At 66.3% G+C, this 14549-nt stretch carries 17 protein-coding genes; 7 read left to right on the top strand and 10 right to left on the bottom strand.

Annotation, left to right across the window (positions count from 1 at the left end; all coding sequences use genetic code 11):
• Positions 1 to 4: 4 nt before the first annotated feature.
• From SSA01S_RS11695 to rpiB, 6 genes are all read right to left on the bottom strand, one after another.
• Positions 5 to 742, bottom strand: a complete 738-nt coding sequence (locus tag SSA01S_RS11695; RefSeq protein WP_061780502.1) for an RNA methyltransferase — start codon at positions 740 to 742, stop codon at positions 5 to 7.
• A gap of 90 nt (positions 743 to 832) precedes the next feature.
• Entirely contained in the window at positions 833 to 1405 is a 573-nt protein-coding gene (locus tag SSA01S_RS11690; protein WP_082795056.1) for a class I SAM-dependent methyltransferase, read from the bottom strand.
• A 258-nt stretch (positions 1406 to 1663) separates the two neighbouring features.
• Positions 1664 to 2131 (bottom strand): transcriptional regulator NrdR, encoded by a 468-nt coding sequence (gene nrdR, locus SSA01S_RS11685; protein ID WP_058716666.1) that lies wholly within the window; start codon positions 2129 to 2131, stop codon positions 1664 to 1666.
• Positions 2132 to 2323, bottom strand: coding sequence for a hypothetical protein (locus SSA01S_RS11680; protein ID WP_058716667.1), 192 nt, complete (start codon positions 2321 to 2323; stop codon positions 2132 to 2134).
• Between the two features lie 11 nt (positions 2324 to 2334).
• Positions 2335 to 3633 carry a serine hydroxymethyltransferase gene (glyA, locus tag SSA01S_RS11675; protein ID WP_061780479.1) on the bottom strand — a complete coding sequence of 433 codons (1299 nt, stop codon included), beginning with the start codon at positions 3631 to 3633 and terminating at the stop codon, positions 2335 to 2337.
• 21 nt (positions 3634 to 3654) lie between these two features.
• Positions 3655 to 4098 carry a ribose 5-phosphate isomerase B gene (gene rpiB, locus SSA01S_RS11670; protein WP_061780478.1) on the bottom strand — a complete coding sequence of 148 codons (444 nt, stop codon included), beginning with the start codon at positions 4096 to 4098 and terminating at the stop codon, positions 3655 to 3657.
• A 118-nt stretch (positions 4099 to 4216) separates the two neighbouring features.
• Here rpiB and SSA01S_RS11665 point away from each other — a divergent pair, with 118 nt between their 5' ends.
• On the top strand, positions 4217 to 4666 hold the full coding sequence (locus tag SSA01S_RS11665) for a hypothetical protein (protein WP_061780477.1): 450 nt from the start codon (positions 4217 to 4219) through the stop codon (positions 4664 to 4666).
• 44 nt (positions 4667 to 4710) lie between these two features.
• A complete protein-coding gene (locus SSA01S_RS11660) occupies positions 4711 to 5259 on the top strand; it encodes a Uma2 family endonuclease (protein WP_061780476.1) in 549 nt (182 codons plus the stop codon).
• Between the two features lie 154 nt (positions 5260 to 5413).
• Here SSA01S_RS11660 and hemA read toward each other — a convergent pair whose 3' ends face one another.
• Positions 5414 to 6655: a 5-aminolevulinate synthase gene (gene hemA, locus SSA01S_RS11655; protein ID WP_061780475.1), complete on the bottom strand. Its 1242-nt coding sequence runs from the start codon at positions 6653 to 6655 to the stop codon at positions 5414 to 5416.
• 135 nt (positions 6656 to 6790) lie between these two features.
• Positions 6791 to 7588 (bottom strand): glutamate racemase, encoded by a 798-nt coding sequence (murI, locus tag SSA01S_RS11650; RefSeq protein ID WP_061780474.1) that lies wholly within the window; start codon positions 7586 to 7588, stop codon positions 6791 to 6793.
• Positions 7589 to 7690: 102 nt separating this feature from the next.
• Between murI and plsY the strand changes: the two genes are divergently transcribed.
• The 5 genes from plsY to topA are packed head-to-tail and all read left to right on the top strand — an operon-like array spanning position 7691 to position 13243.
• On the top strand, positions 7691 to 8296 hold the full coding sequence (gene plsY / locus SSA01S_RS11645; protein ID WP_061780473.1) for a glycerol-3-phosphate 1-O-acyltransferase PlsY: 606 nt from the start codon (positions 7691 to 7693) through the stop codon (positions 8294 to 8296).
• Complete coding sequence (gene dprA / locus SSA01S_RS11640; protein WP_061780472.1) at positions 8289 to 9368, top strand: DNA-processing protein DprA; 1080 nt, start codon at positions 8289 to 8291, stop codon at positions 9366 to 9368. The genes plsY and dprA overlap by 8 nt, the downstream gene beginning before the upstream one ends.
• Positions 9365 to 9901: a GNAT family N-acetyltransferase gene (locus SSA01S_RS11635; RefSeq protein ID WP_061780471.1), complete on the top strand. Its 537-nt coding sequence runs from the start codon at positions 9365 to 9367 to the stop codon at positions 9899 to 9901. Before dprA ends, SSA01S_RS11635 begins: the two co-directional genes overlap by 4 nt.
• Positions 9898 to 10617 (top strand): hypothetical protein, encoded by a 720-nt coding sequence (locus SSA01S_RS11630; RefSeq protein WP_061780470.1) that lies wholly within the window; start codon positions 9898 to 9900, stop codon positions 10615 to 10617. The genes SSA01S_RS11635 and SSA01S_RS11630 overlap by 4 nt, the downstream gene beginning before the upstream one ends.
• Before the next feature lie 19 nt (positions 10618 to 10636).
• Complete coding sequence (topA, locus tag SSA01S_RS11625) at positions 10637 to 13243, top strand: type I DNA topoisomerase (protein ID WP_061780469.1); 2607 nt, start codon at positions 10637 to 10639, stop codon at positions 13241 to 13243.
• Between the two features lie 49 nt (positions 13244 to 13292).
• Here topA and SSA01S_RS11620 read toward each other — a convergent pair whose 3' ends face one another.
• Complete coding sequence (locus SSA01S_RS11620; protein WP_058716678.1) at positions 13293 to 13598, bottom strand: hypothetical protein; 306 nt, start codon at positions 13596 to 13598, stop codon at positions 13293 to 13295.
• A 77-nt stretch (positions 13599 to 13675) separates the two neighbouring features.
• Complete coding sequence (panC, locus tag SSA01S_RS11615) at positions 13676 to 14530, bottom strand: pantoate--beta-alanine ligase (RefSeq protein WP_061780468.1); 855 nt, start codon at positions 14528 to 14530, stop codon at positions 13676 to 13678.
• Between the last annotated feature and the right edge of the window lie 19 nt (positions 14531 to 14549).

Below are 14549 nucleotides of genomic sequence, written 5' to 3'. Positions count from 1 at the left end.
GGCCTTACCGCTGACGCGGCCGCGCCAATGACGACAATACGCCGCGCAGGGTCCGCACCTCCTGGCTCGACCAGCCGGGCTTGGTCAGCAAGGTGCGCAGGGTGCGCTTGCTCGCAGGCGTCCGATCGGGCGGGAAAAAGAAGCCCGCATTCTCTAGCATCTCCTCCAACTGGCCGATCATGCCGTCCAGCTCGAACTGCGGCGCAACCTCGGGCAGTTCGACTTCGGGCGGCTGGGCCAGTGCGATGCCCTTCGACCATTCATAGGCGATCAGGATCACCGCCTGGGCGAGATTGAGGCTGCCGAATTCCGGGTTGATCGGCACGGTCACGATCTTGCGCGCGATGGCGACGTCATCGGTTTCGAGGCCGGAGCGCTCCGGCCCGAACAGGAACGCCGCGCGGCCCACCGTATCGGCATGGATTTCCCGCGCCGCCTCTTCCGGCGTCACCACCGGCTTGGTCACGCCGCGCTTGCGCACCGTGGTGGCGTAGACCTGGGCACAATCGGCCACCGCCTCGGCCACGCTCTCATAGACCTTGGCTTGTTCCAGCACGATATCCGCGCCGGACGCGGCAGGCCCCGCCTGCGGATTGGGCCAGCCGTCGCGCGGCGTGACGAGGCGCATCTCGACCAGCCCGAAATTGAGCATGGCGCGCGCGGCCTTGCCGATATTCTCGCCAAGCTGCGGGCGAACCAGGACGATGACGGGCGGTTGGGACTGCGATGGCAACTGGGACACTTTGCTTTTCCGGGCGCGGCGGCCGGTTGCGCCGCCTTCTGTCCGCGATATCGCGGCTTCCATCGGGCGCGTCCAGTGCGATCCGGCCAGCTATTGAATGGCGATCAGGGATTTGACCAGGCCGAACACCCGCTCCTTGGTGATCGTCGCGTCCGGGAAAAGCGCCTGCATTTGCGGAAACGTCAGCAGGTTCACTGACTCGATGCTGACCATTGCCTCTTCAAAGCTCTGCGCCCTGGGTCGATGCCCTCGCTTGCCTTTCATCAGCATCCTTGCCCGGACACTTTGCGGCAGCAGCTGAAAATACACGCTGCGAAAATGCGGCTCGATCGGAAACCAGAAATTGGGCGTCTGGACGAAATATCGGGGGGCCACACGGCGTATTTCGCCCGCCATGGCCATCATCGCCTGCCACCCGCCCACATGTTCGATCACGCTGTTGGAATGGACGATATCGAACGCGTTATCGCCATATTCCAGGGCACAGGCGTTGCCAGCGACGATGCGGAAAGGGCCATCCTGCTCCGGCACGGCATCCAGGTTAAGCAGGGTGACTTCCAAGGGGATATGGCCCCAATGGTCCTTCAAGCCTTCCCAGTAAGCCCTGGTTCCCCCGACATCCAATACACGGATAATCCCTTTCGATTCGATGCTCTCGAGCATCTTCACGAAAACAGAAAATCGTTTGATTCTAAATCTGTTGGTATCGACATGGGGCCGATGAGGCGCGGCTGGATCTGTTACACCCGCCCGATTACGCGATTTTACAGACATTCATCATATCCCCGAATAGCGCGGGGATATGATGGGCGCCGGGCGGATTTGACATCCGCCAAATGAGGTATGCTGGCTCACGCCGTACGATTTCGGCGTAGTGTTCGCCAAGATCTTGCCCGATCGATGTGCTATTTCAGGAGGAGATCATTCTCCCTTGGGCGCCACTTCCTCGACCGTTCCGGCAAAAGCCTCGAAATCCTTGGCCTCGCCGAACTCGCGATACACGCTGGCGAAGCGGATATAGGCGACCGAGTCGAGGCCCTTCAGCCCCTCCATCACCATCTCGCCGATCCGCTTGGACGATACCTCGCCCTCGCCGCTCGTCTCCAGCTGGCGCTGGATGCCGGACACCAGCTTTTCCACCCGCACCGGATCGATCGGCCGCTTGCGCGTGGCGATGGCGATGGAGCGGAGCAGCTTCTCGCGGTCGAACGGCTCACGCCGGTCTTCGCTCTTCAGCACGAACAGCTCGCGCAACTGGATGCGCTCGAACGTCGTGAAGCGCGCGCCGCAGCCTTCGCACTGGCGACGGCGGCGGATGGCCGCCCCATCTTCGGTGGGGCGGCTGTCCTTTACCTGACTGTCTTCATGGCCGCAAAAGGGGCAGCGCATTCAGATCTTCTTCTTGGCCTTGAGATAGGCGTAACCGGCACCTGCCGCCGCGCCGAAGATCGGGCCGACGAACGGCACCGGAATGGCGATGACCGCGCCCAGCGCGCCCCACTTCGCCATGCTCTTGCCCAGGCCCGGGGTCGACTTGATGTCGTCCTGAACCTCGGAAATCTTCTGGTCGAACTTGGCCATCGGTAACGTCCTTATCCCTGATAGATCGGAAAGCGTGCGCAAAGCTCACGCACACGGGCACGAACGTTCGCCTCGACTTCGGGGTCCCCATGTTCGCCCTTGGCCTTCAGACCGTCGAGCACATCGGCGACCATATGGCCGATCTGCTCGAACTCGGCCGGGCCGAAACCGCGCGTGGTCCCGGCCGGCGAGCCGACGCGGATGCCGCTGGTCTTCATCGGGGGCAGCGGATCGTTGGGGATGCCGTTCTTGTTGCAGGTGATGCCCGCCCGCTCCAGCGCCTCGTCGGCATCCTTGCCGGTGATGCCCAGCGGAGTCAGGTCGACCAGCGCCAGATGCGTGTCGGTGCCGCCCGCGACCAGGTTCGCGCCGCGCGCCTTCAGCGTCGCGGCCAGCGTCCGGGCATTTTCCACGACCGCCGCGATATAGGTCTTGAAGTCAGGCTGCAGCGCCTCGCCGAACGCGACCGCCTTGGCGGCGATGACGTGCATCAGCGGGCCACCCTGAAGACCCGGGAAGACCGCCGAGTTGATCTTCTTCGCGATCGCTTCGTCATTGGTCATGATCATGCCGCCGCGCGGACCGCGAAGGGTCTTGTGCGTGGTGGTGGTCACGACATGCGCATGGCCAAACGGGGTCGGGTGCAGCCCGCCCGCGACGATGCCTGCGAAGTGCGCCATGTCGACCATGAAATAGGCGCCGACCTCGTCCGCGATGGCGCGGAACTTGGCGAAGTCGATGACGCGTGGATAGGCCGAGCCGCCCGCGATGATGATCTTGGGCTGGCACTCGCGTGCGATGCGGGCGACCTCGTCATAGTCGATCAGGTGCGTTTCGGGGTCGACGCCGTACTGGACGGCGTTGAACCACTTGCCCGACAGCGCGGCCTTCGCGCCGTGCGTCAGGTGACCGCCAGCGTCGAGCGACAGGCCCATGATCGTGTCGCCGGGCTTGGCCAGCGCCAGCATCACCGCGCCGTTCGCCTGTGCACCCGAATGCGGCTGGACGTTGACGAAATCGCAGCCGAAAATCTGCTTGGCGCGGTCGATCGCCAGCTGCTCGACCTCATCCGACGGCGCGCAGCCCTGGTAATAGCGCTTGCCCGGATAACCCTCGGCATATTTGTTCGTGAAGACCGAGCCTTGCGCTTCCATCACCGCCTTGGAGACGATGTTCTCGCTGGCGATCAGCTCGATCTGGGTCTGCTCGCGTTCCAGCTCGTGCGCGACACCGGCGAAGACGGCGGGGTCGGCATCGGCCAGGGTGCGGGTGAAGAAGCCGGCGGGCTGGACGTCGTTAAGCGTGCTCATGGGGTACGTATCCTCGGGCGTTCAATTCTGGGCGGGCGCGGTGGACAGCATGTCGACACGGCGCTGATGACGTCCGCCCTCGAACGGGGTGGACAGGAAAGCTGCGAGGCAGGCCTTGGCCATTTCCTCACCGATGACGCGCGCGCCCATGGCGATGGCGTTGGCGTCGTTATGCTGGCGGGCGAGCGCGGCCGACAGCGGCTCGGACACCAGCGCGCAGCGGCAGGCGGGGTTGCGGTTGGCGGCGATCGAGATGCCGATGCCCGATCCGCACAGCGCCACGCCACGCTCGGCGCGCCCATCGGCCAGCGCTTCGCCGACCGCACGGCCGAAATCGGGGTAATCGACGCTGGCATTGCCATCGGTGCCCAGGTCCAGCACTTCATGCCCCTGTTCGCGCAGCCAGTCCGCCAGCACGGTCTTCAACGAGACGGCGGCATGATCGGATGCGATCGCGATGCGCATGGGACGGGCGCTCCTGACAGGGTCGATTGGAATGCCCGCGCCTTTACGCGCGCGCAGGGCGAATGGCTACCCCTTCGCGCAACGGAACGTGCGCCAGGGTTGAGGGGTTCTGCGCGCCATGAAGCGCATCCTGATCCTCACCGCCCTCTCTGCCCTGACCGCCTGCTCGCGCGAGACGCCGGAGGAGGTCAGGAACGCCGCAGCGCCGACCGCGAACGCCCCCAGCGCCGCCACGACGGCGGGGCCTGCCGGGGATGGCGCAACCTTTACCGGCCTGCCCAAGCAAAAGGCCCCCGATTATGTCGGCCGCTATGTCGGGGTGGAGGGCATGTACCTGAACATCAAGCACGCCGCGACGCCGGGCCGCTACCGCATGGAGATGCAGTGGGACCTGGACAACAAGGGCGAGTTCCGGGGCGAGCAGGTCGGCGACACCATCGTCTTCGAGCGGAACGGCGTCCGCGAAACGCTCCGCCCGACCAATGGCGATGCCACGGGGCTGAAGTATCTGGCGGGCAAGACCGACTGCCTGACGGTGAAGTCGGGTGAGGGCTATTGCAGGAAGTGAGGCGCGGCTAGGCTCGCTATCGCCGCCATGATAGGATCGCCACCGTGAACCAACTGGCCCGCCTTTCCCCGGAGAACCGAGCGCGCTTCACGGCGCCCGAGTTCCTGCGCATGGTCGAGAGCGGTGCGTTCGAGGGCATGAAGGTCGAGCTCATCGACGGGGCGTTGGAACGGATGAACCCGCCGATGGGGGGCCATGCTGCCGCGCAGGCCAATGTCGTGTTCTATCTCGCTCAGGCCGTGGGCGTCGCGCTGGTCTTGGGTGAAACCGGTCTTGTTATCGACGATTCGACGGTCGTCGCCTGCGATGCCGCGCTGCTGCGCCAGCAGGTGGTCGAGAAACGCTTCCTGACGCCAGACGATGTTCTGCTGGTGATCGAGATCTCCCAAACGACGCAAAGCCGCGACATGGGGCTCAAGCGGATGCTCTACGCCCAGGCGAGCATCCCGACCTATTGGGTGATCGACGGGGTGCGCCGCGTCGTCCATGTCTATGCCGATCCGGCAGAGGGCGACTATAGCAGCGTCCACACGGTGCGGTTTGGCGCACCATTGGCGGTGCCGGGAAGCAACGCCGCAATCACGCTCGACTGAAATCCGGCCTTTAACATTGCGACCACCCCGGCGAAGGCCGGGGTCCAGTTACCCTACCATTGGTGGGGTAAGGTCGCATCGCTCCGCGCACCACCCGCTTCGCCGCAACTGGGCCCCGGCCTTCGCCGGGGAAGAACGAAAAAGATGGAGCCCGTTACGCCGCCATCTTCAACTCCAGCCGCTCCCAGATCTCGACCAGCGCCGACACCAGTTCCGCCATCATCGCCTCGTCATGCGCGGGGCCGGGGGTGAAGCGAAGGCGCTCGGTGCCGCGCGGGACGGTCGGATAATTGATCGGCTGGACGTACACGCCATATTCGGCGAGCAGGATGTCGCTGATCTTCTTGGCCTTGACCGGATCGCCGACCATGACCGGCACGATATGCGTCTCGCCCAGCATGACGGGCAGGCTCGCCTCGGTCATCATCGCCTTCAGCTTGGCGGCGGCGGCCTGTTGCCCCTCGCGCTCGACCGAGCTTTGCTTCAGGTGGCGCACGCTCGCCAGCACGCCCGCGACCAGCACCGGTGACAGCGAGGTGGTGAAGATGAACCCCGGCGCATAGGAGCGGATCACGTCGACGATCATCCGGTCGGCCGCGATATAGCCGCCCATCACGCCAAACGCCTTGCCCAGCGTGCCCTCGATCACGGTCAACCGGTGGGCGACCCCGTCCCGCTCCGAAATGCCGCCACCGCGCGCGCCATACATGCCGACCGCGTGTACTTCGTCGAGATAGGTCAGCGCGTTATACTTGTCGGCGAGATCGCAGATCGCCGCGATCGGGGCGACATCGCCCTCCATCGAATAGACGCTCTCGAACGCGATCAGCTTCGGGACGCCCGGATCGGCCGCCGCCAGCAGTTCCTCCAGATGCGCCAGATCATTGTGGCGGAATACCTGCTTCTCGCAGCCCGAATTGCGGATGCCCGCGATCATCGAGGCGTGATTCAGCTCGTCGGAAAAGATCACGCAACCCGGCAGGATCTTGGCCAGCGTCGCCAGCGTCGCCTCGTTGGAGACGTATCCGCTAGTGAACAGCAACGCCGCTTCCTTGCCGTGCAGGTCGGCGAGTTCGCCTTCCAGATCGACATGATAATGGGTGTTGCCGCCGATGTTGCGGGTGCCGCCCGAACCGGCGCCGACATCGTGGAGGGCTTCCTCCATCGCGGCGATGACCTTCGGATGCTGGCCCATGGCGAGATAGTCGTTGGAGCACCAGACGGTGATCGGCTTAGGCCCGTTATGCCCGGCGAAACACCGCGCATTAGGGAACATGCCCTTGTTGCGCAGAATGTCGATGAAGACGCGGTAACGTCCCTCGGCGTGCAGGCGGTCGATCGCCTGGGTGAAGACGCGGGAATAATCCACGCGCGCGTCCGTGCCCTCGATGCTCATGGAACGGGAATGTAGGACGATCCGGTAAAGGAATCGAGTGGAGATCGGTGGTTACTGTGATCGATCATGGTGGACATATTGTCCCAAGGATCGAAGAGTTCCGTATCCCTTGCGCCCAGGCCGAGCGCCGAGAGGCTAAAGGGCCTCGATCCGGGTGAAGCCGCGCGCCGCCAGTCCCGGCCGAAGCGCCTCTTCGCGATCCCCGAGTCGCGTGAACACCGCCACCCCCTCGCCCGCCGAGTCGGGCCAGTCCTGGCCTTGTGTCAGAAACGCGATCCGCCGCGCGATGCCCGGCCCGCCATCGACAAAGGTGATCTGCCGGGGTGCCGCCGCCGCCAATTCCGCCTCGACCAGCGGAAAATGGGTGCAGGCGTTGACGACGACATCGATCGATTCGCCTCCCTCCTGCTCGAACAGCCCGTCCAGCACCGCCGCGAACGCCGCAGGGGACAGCGACTCGCCGCGCAGCTTCGCCTCGGCCAGTTCCACCAACTCGGCCGAGCCGTGCCGGATCACCCGGCAATCGCCCGCAAAGCGCGCCGCCAGATCGTCGACATAGGCCTGGCGTACCGTCGCGCGGGTGCCGAGCACGCCGATCGCCCGAGTCTTGCTCATCGCCGCCGCCGGTTTGATCGCGGGCACCGTGCCCACCACGGGCAGGTCGAGCGCCGCGCGTACGGCGGGCAATGCGATGGTGGAGGCCGTGTTGCACGCGATCACGATCAGGCGCGGCCGATACCGCTCCGCCAGCCGCCCGAGCAGCGCGGGCACCCGGCCCGCAATCTCCGCCTCGCTCTTCTCGCCATAGGGAAAGCCCGCACTGTCCGCGACATAGACGAAGGGCGCGGTCGGCAAGACGGCGCGTGCGGGCCCCGCGATCGACAGTCCGCCGACGCCAGAATCGAAGAACAGGATGGGACGCGCATCGCTCATCCCCGCCCCTTAAACGCCCCGCAGCACCGAAACCAGAGCGGCCCGCATTGGACAGGCCATACGCGATGTTCTATGTATGTGCCGGAGCACAGGGGAAGACTATTGCCGACCGAAATCATCTGGGGGCCGCCCACCTGGGCCTTGCTGATCGGCTATCTGCTGGGGTCGATTCCCTTCGGCATCATCCTGACGCGCGCGGCGGGCGCGGGCGATCTGCGCAGCATCGGGTCGGGCAATATCGGCGCGACCAATGTGCTGCGCACCGGCCGCAAGGGCCTGGCCGCCGCAACGCTGATCCTCGACTTGCTGAAGGGTGTCGCCGCCGTATTGGTGGTGCGGCAATGGCTGCCCGGTGAGGAAGTGCTGGCGGCGGCGGCCGCGTTCATCGGGCACTGCTATCCGATCTGGCTGAAGTTTCGCGGGGGCAAGGGTGTTGCGACGCTGATGGGTGTCGTCACCGCGCTCTACTGGCCGCTGGGCGTCGTCTATGCGATCGTCTGGCTGGGCCTGCTCGCCACCCTGCGCATCTCGGCGGTGGCGGGAATGACAGCGGCGGTCAGCGCCCCGCTGGCGGCGGCGGTGCTGGGCCGGTTCGACCTGGTGCTGCTGCTGATCGCACTCGCGCTGATCGTCGTCTGGAAGCACGGCTCGAACATCGAGCGCCTGCTGGCCGGGACCGAACCCCGTATCGGCAAGAAGCGTGACTGACGCCCGGTTCGCGCAGCTTCGGCTGCTGCGAACCCATGGCATCGGACCCGTCACCTGGCGGCAATTGATGGCGCGTTTCGGCGAGGCGCAGGCCGCGCTCGACGCCCTGCCCCATCTTGCCCGGCGCGGCGGCGGCGAAGCCCCCAAGGCCGCCGACCCGGCGGTGATCGCGCGTGAGATCGAGACGGTCGCGCGGCTGGGAGCACGCCATGTCCTGCTGGGGGAGCCCGATTACCCCGCGCTGCTCGCTGAACTCGACACCGCCCCGCCCGCGCTGATCATCCGCGGCGACATCGGGCTGGCGCAGCGCGGCGGCGTGGCGCTGGTCGGTGCGCGCAACGCCTCGGCCGCGTCGTGCCGCTTCGCACGCGGACTGGCGCAGGACCTCGCAGCGCAGCGCCTGCCCGTCACCTCCGGCTTGGCGCGCGGGATCGATACGGCGGCGCATATCGGCGCGCTGGAGGGCGGGACGATCGGCGTCATCGCCAGCGGCATCGACATCGCCTTCCCGCCCGAAAACGCCCGGTTGCAGGAGGAGGTCGCGACGCGTGGCCTGCTGATCGCCGAGCAACCGCCGGGGACGCAGCCGCTCGCCCGCCACTTCCCCTCGCGCAACCGGATCATCGCAGGCCTCGCGCAAGGCACGGTGGTGGTCGAGGCCGCGCCGCGCTCCGGCTCGCTGATCACCGCGCGGCTGGCGGGCGAGGCGGGGCGCGAGGTCATGGCGGTGCCCGGCCACCCGGCCGATCCGCGCGCGCAAGGATGCAACATGCTGATCCGCGAGGGTGCGACGCTGATCCAGTCGGCGGCCGATATCCTCGAACAAATCCGCCCCATCGACGCCCGCATGGTCCGCGCGCCCGAAAGTCCCTACACGCCCCCGCCGCCGCAGGAGGCGAGCGATGCCGATCGCACACGCGTCACCGATCTGCTCGGCCCGGTGGCGGTGAGCGTCGACGAACTCATCCGCCAAAGCGGCCGCCCTCCCGCCATCGTCCAGACGATCCTGCTCGAACTGGAGCTGGCCGGACGGCTGGAACGCCATGCGGGCGGGCGGGTGGCGCTGACATGATCCAGACCGAACGCCTGACTCTGCGCCCCTACACGGTCGCAGATTACGACGCCTATGCCGCGATGGTCGCCGATCCGGTGGTGGTTCGCCATGCCGGGGCACCGATGACCGGCGAGGAGGCGTGGATGCGGCTGCTGCGCTTCATCGGCCATTGGTCGGTGTTCGGCCACGGGCTGTTCGCGGTTCTGGATCGGACGACCGGCCAGTATCTCGGCGAGACCGGATTCATGGATTTCCACCGCGAGGTCACGCCCAGGCTGGATACCTTTCCAGAGGCCGCCTGGGTCTTTACCCGCGCCGCGCATGGCAAGGGCTATGCCTATGAGGCCGCCGCCGCCGCGCATCGTTGGATGGACGAGCATCATGCTCCGCCCGCGACCCAGTGCATGATCTCACCCGCCAACCAGCACTCCATCCGGCTGGCGGAAAAGCTGGGCTATCGCCCGCATGATCGGTCACAGTATCGCGATCAGGACGTCCTTCGTTATCTCCGCCTCGCCGAAAACAGCGCCGACAAGACCCGGACGCCATGAAGACTGACGACCTCGCCCCCCGCCGCGTCCTCGCCGACACCTTCGCCTTCGTGCGAGCGCAGCCGGGCTTCATCGCCATGATGATCGCGATCGATGCGGTGCCGCAGATCGCGATGGAATATTCCCCCGGCGACTGGACGCGGCTGAGCAGCCTGTTGGGGCTGGTGACGCTGTATCTCCAGTTGCTGGTCACCTTTCGCGCGCTGGCGCATGCCGGGCTGACCCATCCCGACCAGCCCGAGGATCGCCCCACCGATGGACGCTATCCGGGCGCGTTCCTGCTCAGCCTGCTGACGTTCCTGACCGTCGCGATCGGCTTGGTGCTGCTGATCGTACCGGGTGTCCTGCTGCTCGCGCTCTGGAGCCTGGCGCTGCCTGCGCTGGCGGCCGAGCGGCTGCCGGCCGTATCAGCCATGCGGCGAAGCTGGGTCCTGACGCGCCCCTATCTTGCGTCGTTCGTCGGCCTCGTACTGCTCGCCGCGGTACCCTTTCTGGCCGTGCTGGCCCTTGTTGCGGTGGCGGCCCTGATCCCGAGCTTCGACAGTCCCAACAGCCTGGCGGTGGCCGACATGCTCCTGTCGGTCTGGGCGATACTGACCCCCGCCTTCTGGGCGTGTGCCTATGCGGCGCGGCGGCGGATGGACGATGACATCGACCGCGACGGCACCGACTTGACGCCTCCCGACCTTCCCCTCCACTCTCGCACGTACGTGTGAGACTTCCTAGTTAGGCCCAATGCAACTCGTCATCGTCGAATCGCCCGCCAAGGCGAAAACCATCGAGAAATATCTGGGTTCGGACTACCGCGTCCTCGCCAGCTATGGTCACGTCCGCGACCTGCCGCCCAAGGACGGCTCGGTCGACCCCGACCAGAATTTTTCGATGGAGTGGGAAAACTACGCGGACAAGGCGCGTCAGCTCAAAGCCATTGCCGACGAGGCCAAGAAGGCCGACCGACTGATCCTGGCCACCGACCCTGATCGCGAGGGCGAGGCGATTTCCTGGCACGTGCAGGAGGTTCTGAAGAACCGCAAGGCGCTGCCCGACAAGGTCGAGCGCGTGACGTTCAACGCGATCACCAAGCCCGCCATCCTGCACGCCATGCAGAATCCGCGCGAGCTGGATACCGACCTGATCGACGCCTACCGGGCGCGCCGCGCGCTCGACTATCTGGTTGGCTTCACCCTGTCGCCGGTGCTGTGGCGCAAGCTGCCCGGTGCCAAGTCGGCGGGCCGCGTCCAGTCGGTGGCGCTGCGCCTGATCGTGAGCCGCGAGCGCGAGATCGAAGCCTTCAAGCCCCAGGAATATTGGTCGGTGACGGCCGATATGGAGCAGGACGGCACCCCCTTCGTCGCGCGCCTGGTCCAGTGGGAGGGCAAGAAGCTCGACCGCCTGTCGATCGGCAATGAAGGCGACGCCAAGCGCGCCAAGGCCGATGTCGAGGCGGGTCGGTTCCAGGTCCAGTCGGTCGAGACCAAGCCCGCGACGCGCAATCCGCCGCCGCCCTTCACCACCTCGACCCTGCAACAGGAGGCCGCGCGCAAGCTGGGCTTCTCCGCCGATCACACGATGCGGATCGCGCAGCAGCTCTACGAGGATGGCGCGATCACATACATGCGTACCGATGGCGTCCAGATGGACGGATCGGCCATCTCGGCGGCGCGCAAGGCCGTCGCCGAGCGCTATGACGCCTCCTACGTCCCCGACAAGCCGCGCATGTACCAGTCCAAGGCGAAGAACGCGCAGGAAGCGCACGAGGCGATTCGCCCGACCGACTTCTCGCGCGATCGTGCCGGTTCGGGCGATCATGGCCGTCTCTACGACCTGATCTGGAAGCGCGCATTGGCGAGCCAAATGGCCTCGGCGCGGATGGAGCGGACCACCATCGACATGGCCGACGGCACCGGCCGTCACGTCCTGCGCGCGACCGGCCAGGTCGTGCTCTTCCCCGGCTATCTGGCGCTCTATGAAGAAGGCCAGGACGACAGCCAGGATGAAGAGGCGCGCCGCCTCCCCCGCCTGCGCGAGGGCGATGCCCCCGCCAAGAAGGAGGTGAAGGCCGAGCAGCACTTCACCCAGCCGCCGCCGCGCTTCTCCGAGGCGTCGCTGGTCAAGCGGATGGAGGAACTGGGCATCGGGCGTCCGTCGACCTATGCCTCGATCATCAAGACGCTGAAGGACCGGGCCTATGTCCGCGTCGAGAAGAACCGCTTCTTTGCCGAGGAGAGCGGGCGACTGGTGACGGCGTTCCTGGAACGCTTCTTCGAGAAATATGTCGGCTACGACTATACCGCCGAGCTGGAAGAGGAGCTGGACGACGTGTCCGGCGGCCGTGCCCAGTGGCAGGCGGTGCTCGACGCCTTCTGGCGCGACTTCAAGCCGCGCACCTCGGAGGTGATGGAGCAGCAACCCTCGGCGATCACCGCCGAACTGGACCAGTTCCTTGCGCCCTATCTCTTCCCCGAAAAGGCGGACGGGTCGGACCCGCGACTCTGCCCCAATTGCGGCGAGGGCAAGCTCGCCCTTCGTGGTGGCCGTTTCGGCGCGTTCATCGCCTGCTCCAACTATCCCGAGTGCAAATATACCCGCCGATTTGCTCAGGGCGGCGAAGGCGCGGGCGAGGATACCGGGCCGGAAACGCTGGGCCAGGACCCCGAAACCGGGCTGCCGGTCGAGCGCAAGTCGGGGCGGTTCGGCCCCTATATCCAGCTGGGCGAAGGCAAGGACGCCAAGCGCGCTTCGATCCCCAAGGATGTCGATCTCGACCTGGAATGGGCATTGAAGCTGCTCAGCCTGCCGCGCACCATCGGCAACCACCCGGAAACGGGCGAGCCGATCACCGCCTCGATCGGGCGCTATGGCCCCTATCTGGCGCATAGCGGCAAATATGCCCGCCTGACCTCGACCGCCGATGTGTTCGAGACGGGCATGAACGCCGCCGTGGTCAAGCTGGCCGAAGCGGCGGCGGGTGGCGGCCGCGCCGCGCGCGGAACCGCATCGCGCGAACCGCTCAAGGTGCTGGGCAAGCATCCACGTACCGAGGCGGAGATCAAGCTGATGGAGGGGCGCTACGGCCCTTACGTCACCGACGGCGAGACGAATGCGACCATCCCCAAGACGGTCGACAAGGATCAGCTGACGCTGGAAGAAGCCGCGCAGTTGATCGACGCGCGGGCGGCGGCCGCTCCGGCACGCAAGAAACCGGCGAAGAAGGCCGCAGCCAAGAAAGCGCCTGCCAAGACGGCAAAGGCAGCGGGGGACAAGAAGGCACCCGCGAAAAAACCGGCACCGAAGAAAGCGGCGGCCAAGAAGACGGCCGTGAAGGACACGAGCGAAGACTGATCCCGGCCTCCCCTGCCCGGGTTGGTCAGCGCGCGGTCGTGGAGACGATTCAGGCCGCGCGCATATGCTGCATCGTACCGTGCAGGAAAGCCCGCGCCTGACGCTGTGCCTCGGCGATTTCGCGGGCGGTCATGTCGCTGGCCACTTCGGCGCGCGCGATCTGTGCGGGCAGGAAACCCGCGACCGCGGCCAGGTTGAACCATTTATGCGCCTCGATCAGGTCCAGGCGCATCCCGCCCGATCCGGTCGAATAGGCGACACCCAGATCGTACATCGTCGCGCCGTCATCGGTCACCCGCTGATCGGCGAGGCGGCTTTCCATCAGGAAATGCGCGCTCTTGCTGCTGTTAGCCATGTCCTGCCCTCCTTACGGACCCCTGTTGTCCGTAAGGCTAGGCATATGACCAGAACGGTCACAAATTGGTTAACCGATTAACCGTCCGTGACAGCGATGTTATCGATCAGCCGGGTCGATCCCATCCGGGCGGCGGCCAGCAATCGGCGGGGGCGGTCGGTGGCGGTGTCGCCGGAACCATGGGACGTCAGCGTCTCGGCATCGGCCAGCTCGAGATAATCGACCTCGAACCCGGCGGCGGTCAGCGTGGCGCGCGCATCGGCCAGCACACTGGCGACATCCTCGCCCCGCCCGATCGCGCGCGCCGCCACGCCCAGCGCACGCGGCAGCGCCACGGCCTTGGCCCGCTGCTCCTCGTCCAGATAGATGTTGCGCGAGGACAGAGCGAGGCCGTCATCGTCGCGCTGGGTCGGCACGCCGACGATCTCGATGGGAAAGTCGAGGTCGGCGACCATGCGGCGGATCACCGCCAGCTGCTGGAAATCCTTCTCACCGAAATAGGCCGCATCCGGCCCGACCTGGTTGAACAGCTTGGCCACGACGGTCGCGACGCCGTCGAAATGGCCGGGGCGCGACGCCCCCTCCAGCGGCTCGGTCACGCCCGCGACGCGGATCGTCGTGGCGTGGCCCTCCGGGTACATGACCTCGACGCCGGGCAGCCAGAGCAGGTCGCAGCCCGCCTCGGTCAACATGCGGATATCGGCCTGCTCGCGCCGGGGATAGCGGCTCAGGTCCTCGCCCGCGCCGAACTGCTTCGGGTTGACGAAGATGGAGGCCACGACCTTGGTGCCGGGCCGCTTGGCCGCCTCGATCAGCGCGACATGCCCGGCATGGAGCGCGCCCATGGTCGGCACGAACGCCACGCGCGCGCCGTCGGCACGCAAGCTGGCGAGCGCCGCGACCAAGGCTTCGCGATCCCGAATGACTTCCACTGATTTTACCCCTCGTTCC

It is taken from the genome of Sphingomonas sanguinis NBRC 13937, assembly GCF_001591005.1.
Lineage (GTDB): Bacteria > Pseudomonadota > Alphaproteobacteria > Sphingomonadales > Sphingomonadaceae > Sphingomonas > Sphingomonas sanguinis.
Note: the sequence above shows the minus strand (reverse complement) of the source record. Positions and strands in the feature narration are given on the sequence as shown.

Coding starts and splice junctions, on each gene's coding strand:
- murI (WP_061780474.1), bottom strand. CDS start 7,588: ATGAGCGATGCGCGTCCCATCCTGTTCTTCGATTCTGGCGTCGGCGGA.
- SSA01S_RS11680 (WP_058716667.1), bottom strand. CDS start 2,323: ATGGCCAAGTTCGACCAGAAGATTTCCGAGGTTCAGGACGACATCAAG.
- SSA01S_RS11665 (WP_061780477.1), top strand. CDS start 4,217: ATGAAGCGCATCCTGATCCTCACCGCCCTCTCTGCCCTGACCGCCTGC.
- nrdR (WP_058716666.1), bottom strand. CDS start 2,131: ATGCGCTGCCCCTTTTGCGGCCATGAAGACAGTCAGGTAAAGGACAGC.
- SSA01S_RS11630 (WP_061780470.1), top strand. CDS start 9,898: ATGAAGACTGACGACCTCGCCCCCCGCCGCGTCCTCGCCGACACCTTC.
- topA (WP_061780469.1), top strand. CDS start 10,637: ATGCAACTCGTCATCGTCGAATCGCCCGCCAAGGCGAAAACCATCGAG.
- SSA01S_RS11690 (WP_082795056.1), bottom strand. CDS start 1,405: ATGCTCGAGAGCATCGAATCGAAAGGGATTATCCGTGTATTGGATGTC.
- SSA01S_RS11620 (WP_058716678.1), bottom strand. CDS start 13,598: ATGGCTAACAGCAGCAAGAGCGCGCATTTCCTGATGGAAAGCCGCCTC.
- rpiB (WP_061780478.1), bottom strand. CDS start 4,098: ATGCGCATCGCGATCGCATCCGATCATGCCGCCGTCTCGTTGAAGACC.
- SSA01S_RS11635 (WP_061780471.1), top strand. CDS start 9,365: ATGATCCAGACCGAACGCCTGACTCTGCGCCCCTACACGGTCGCAGAT.
- hemA (WP_061780475.1), bottom strand. CDS start 6,655: ATGAGCATCGAGGGCACGGACGCGCGCGTGGATTATTCCCGCGTCTTC.
- glyA (WP_061780479.1), bottom strand. CDS start 3,633: ATGAGCACGCTTAACGACGTCCAGCCCGCCGGCTTCTTCACCCGCACC.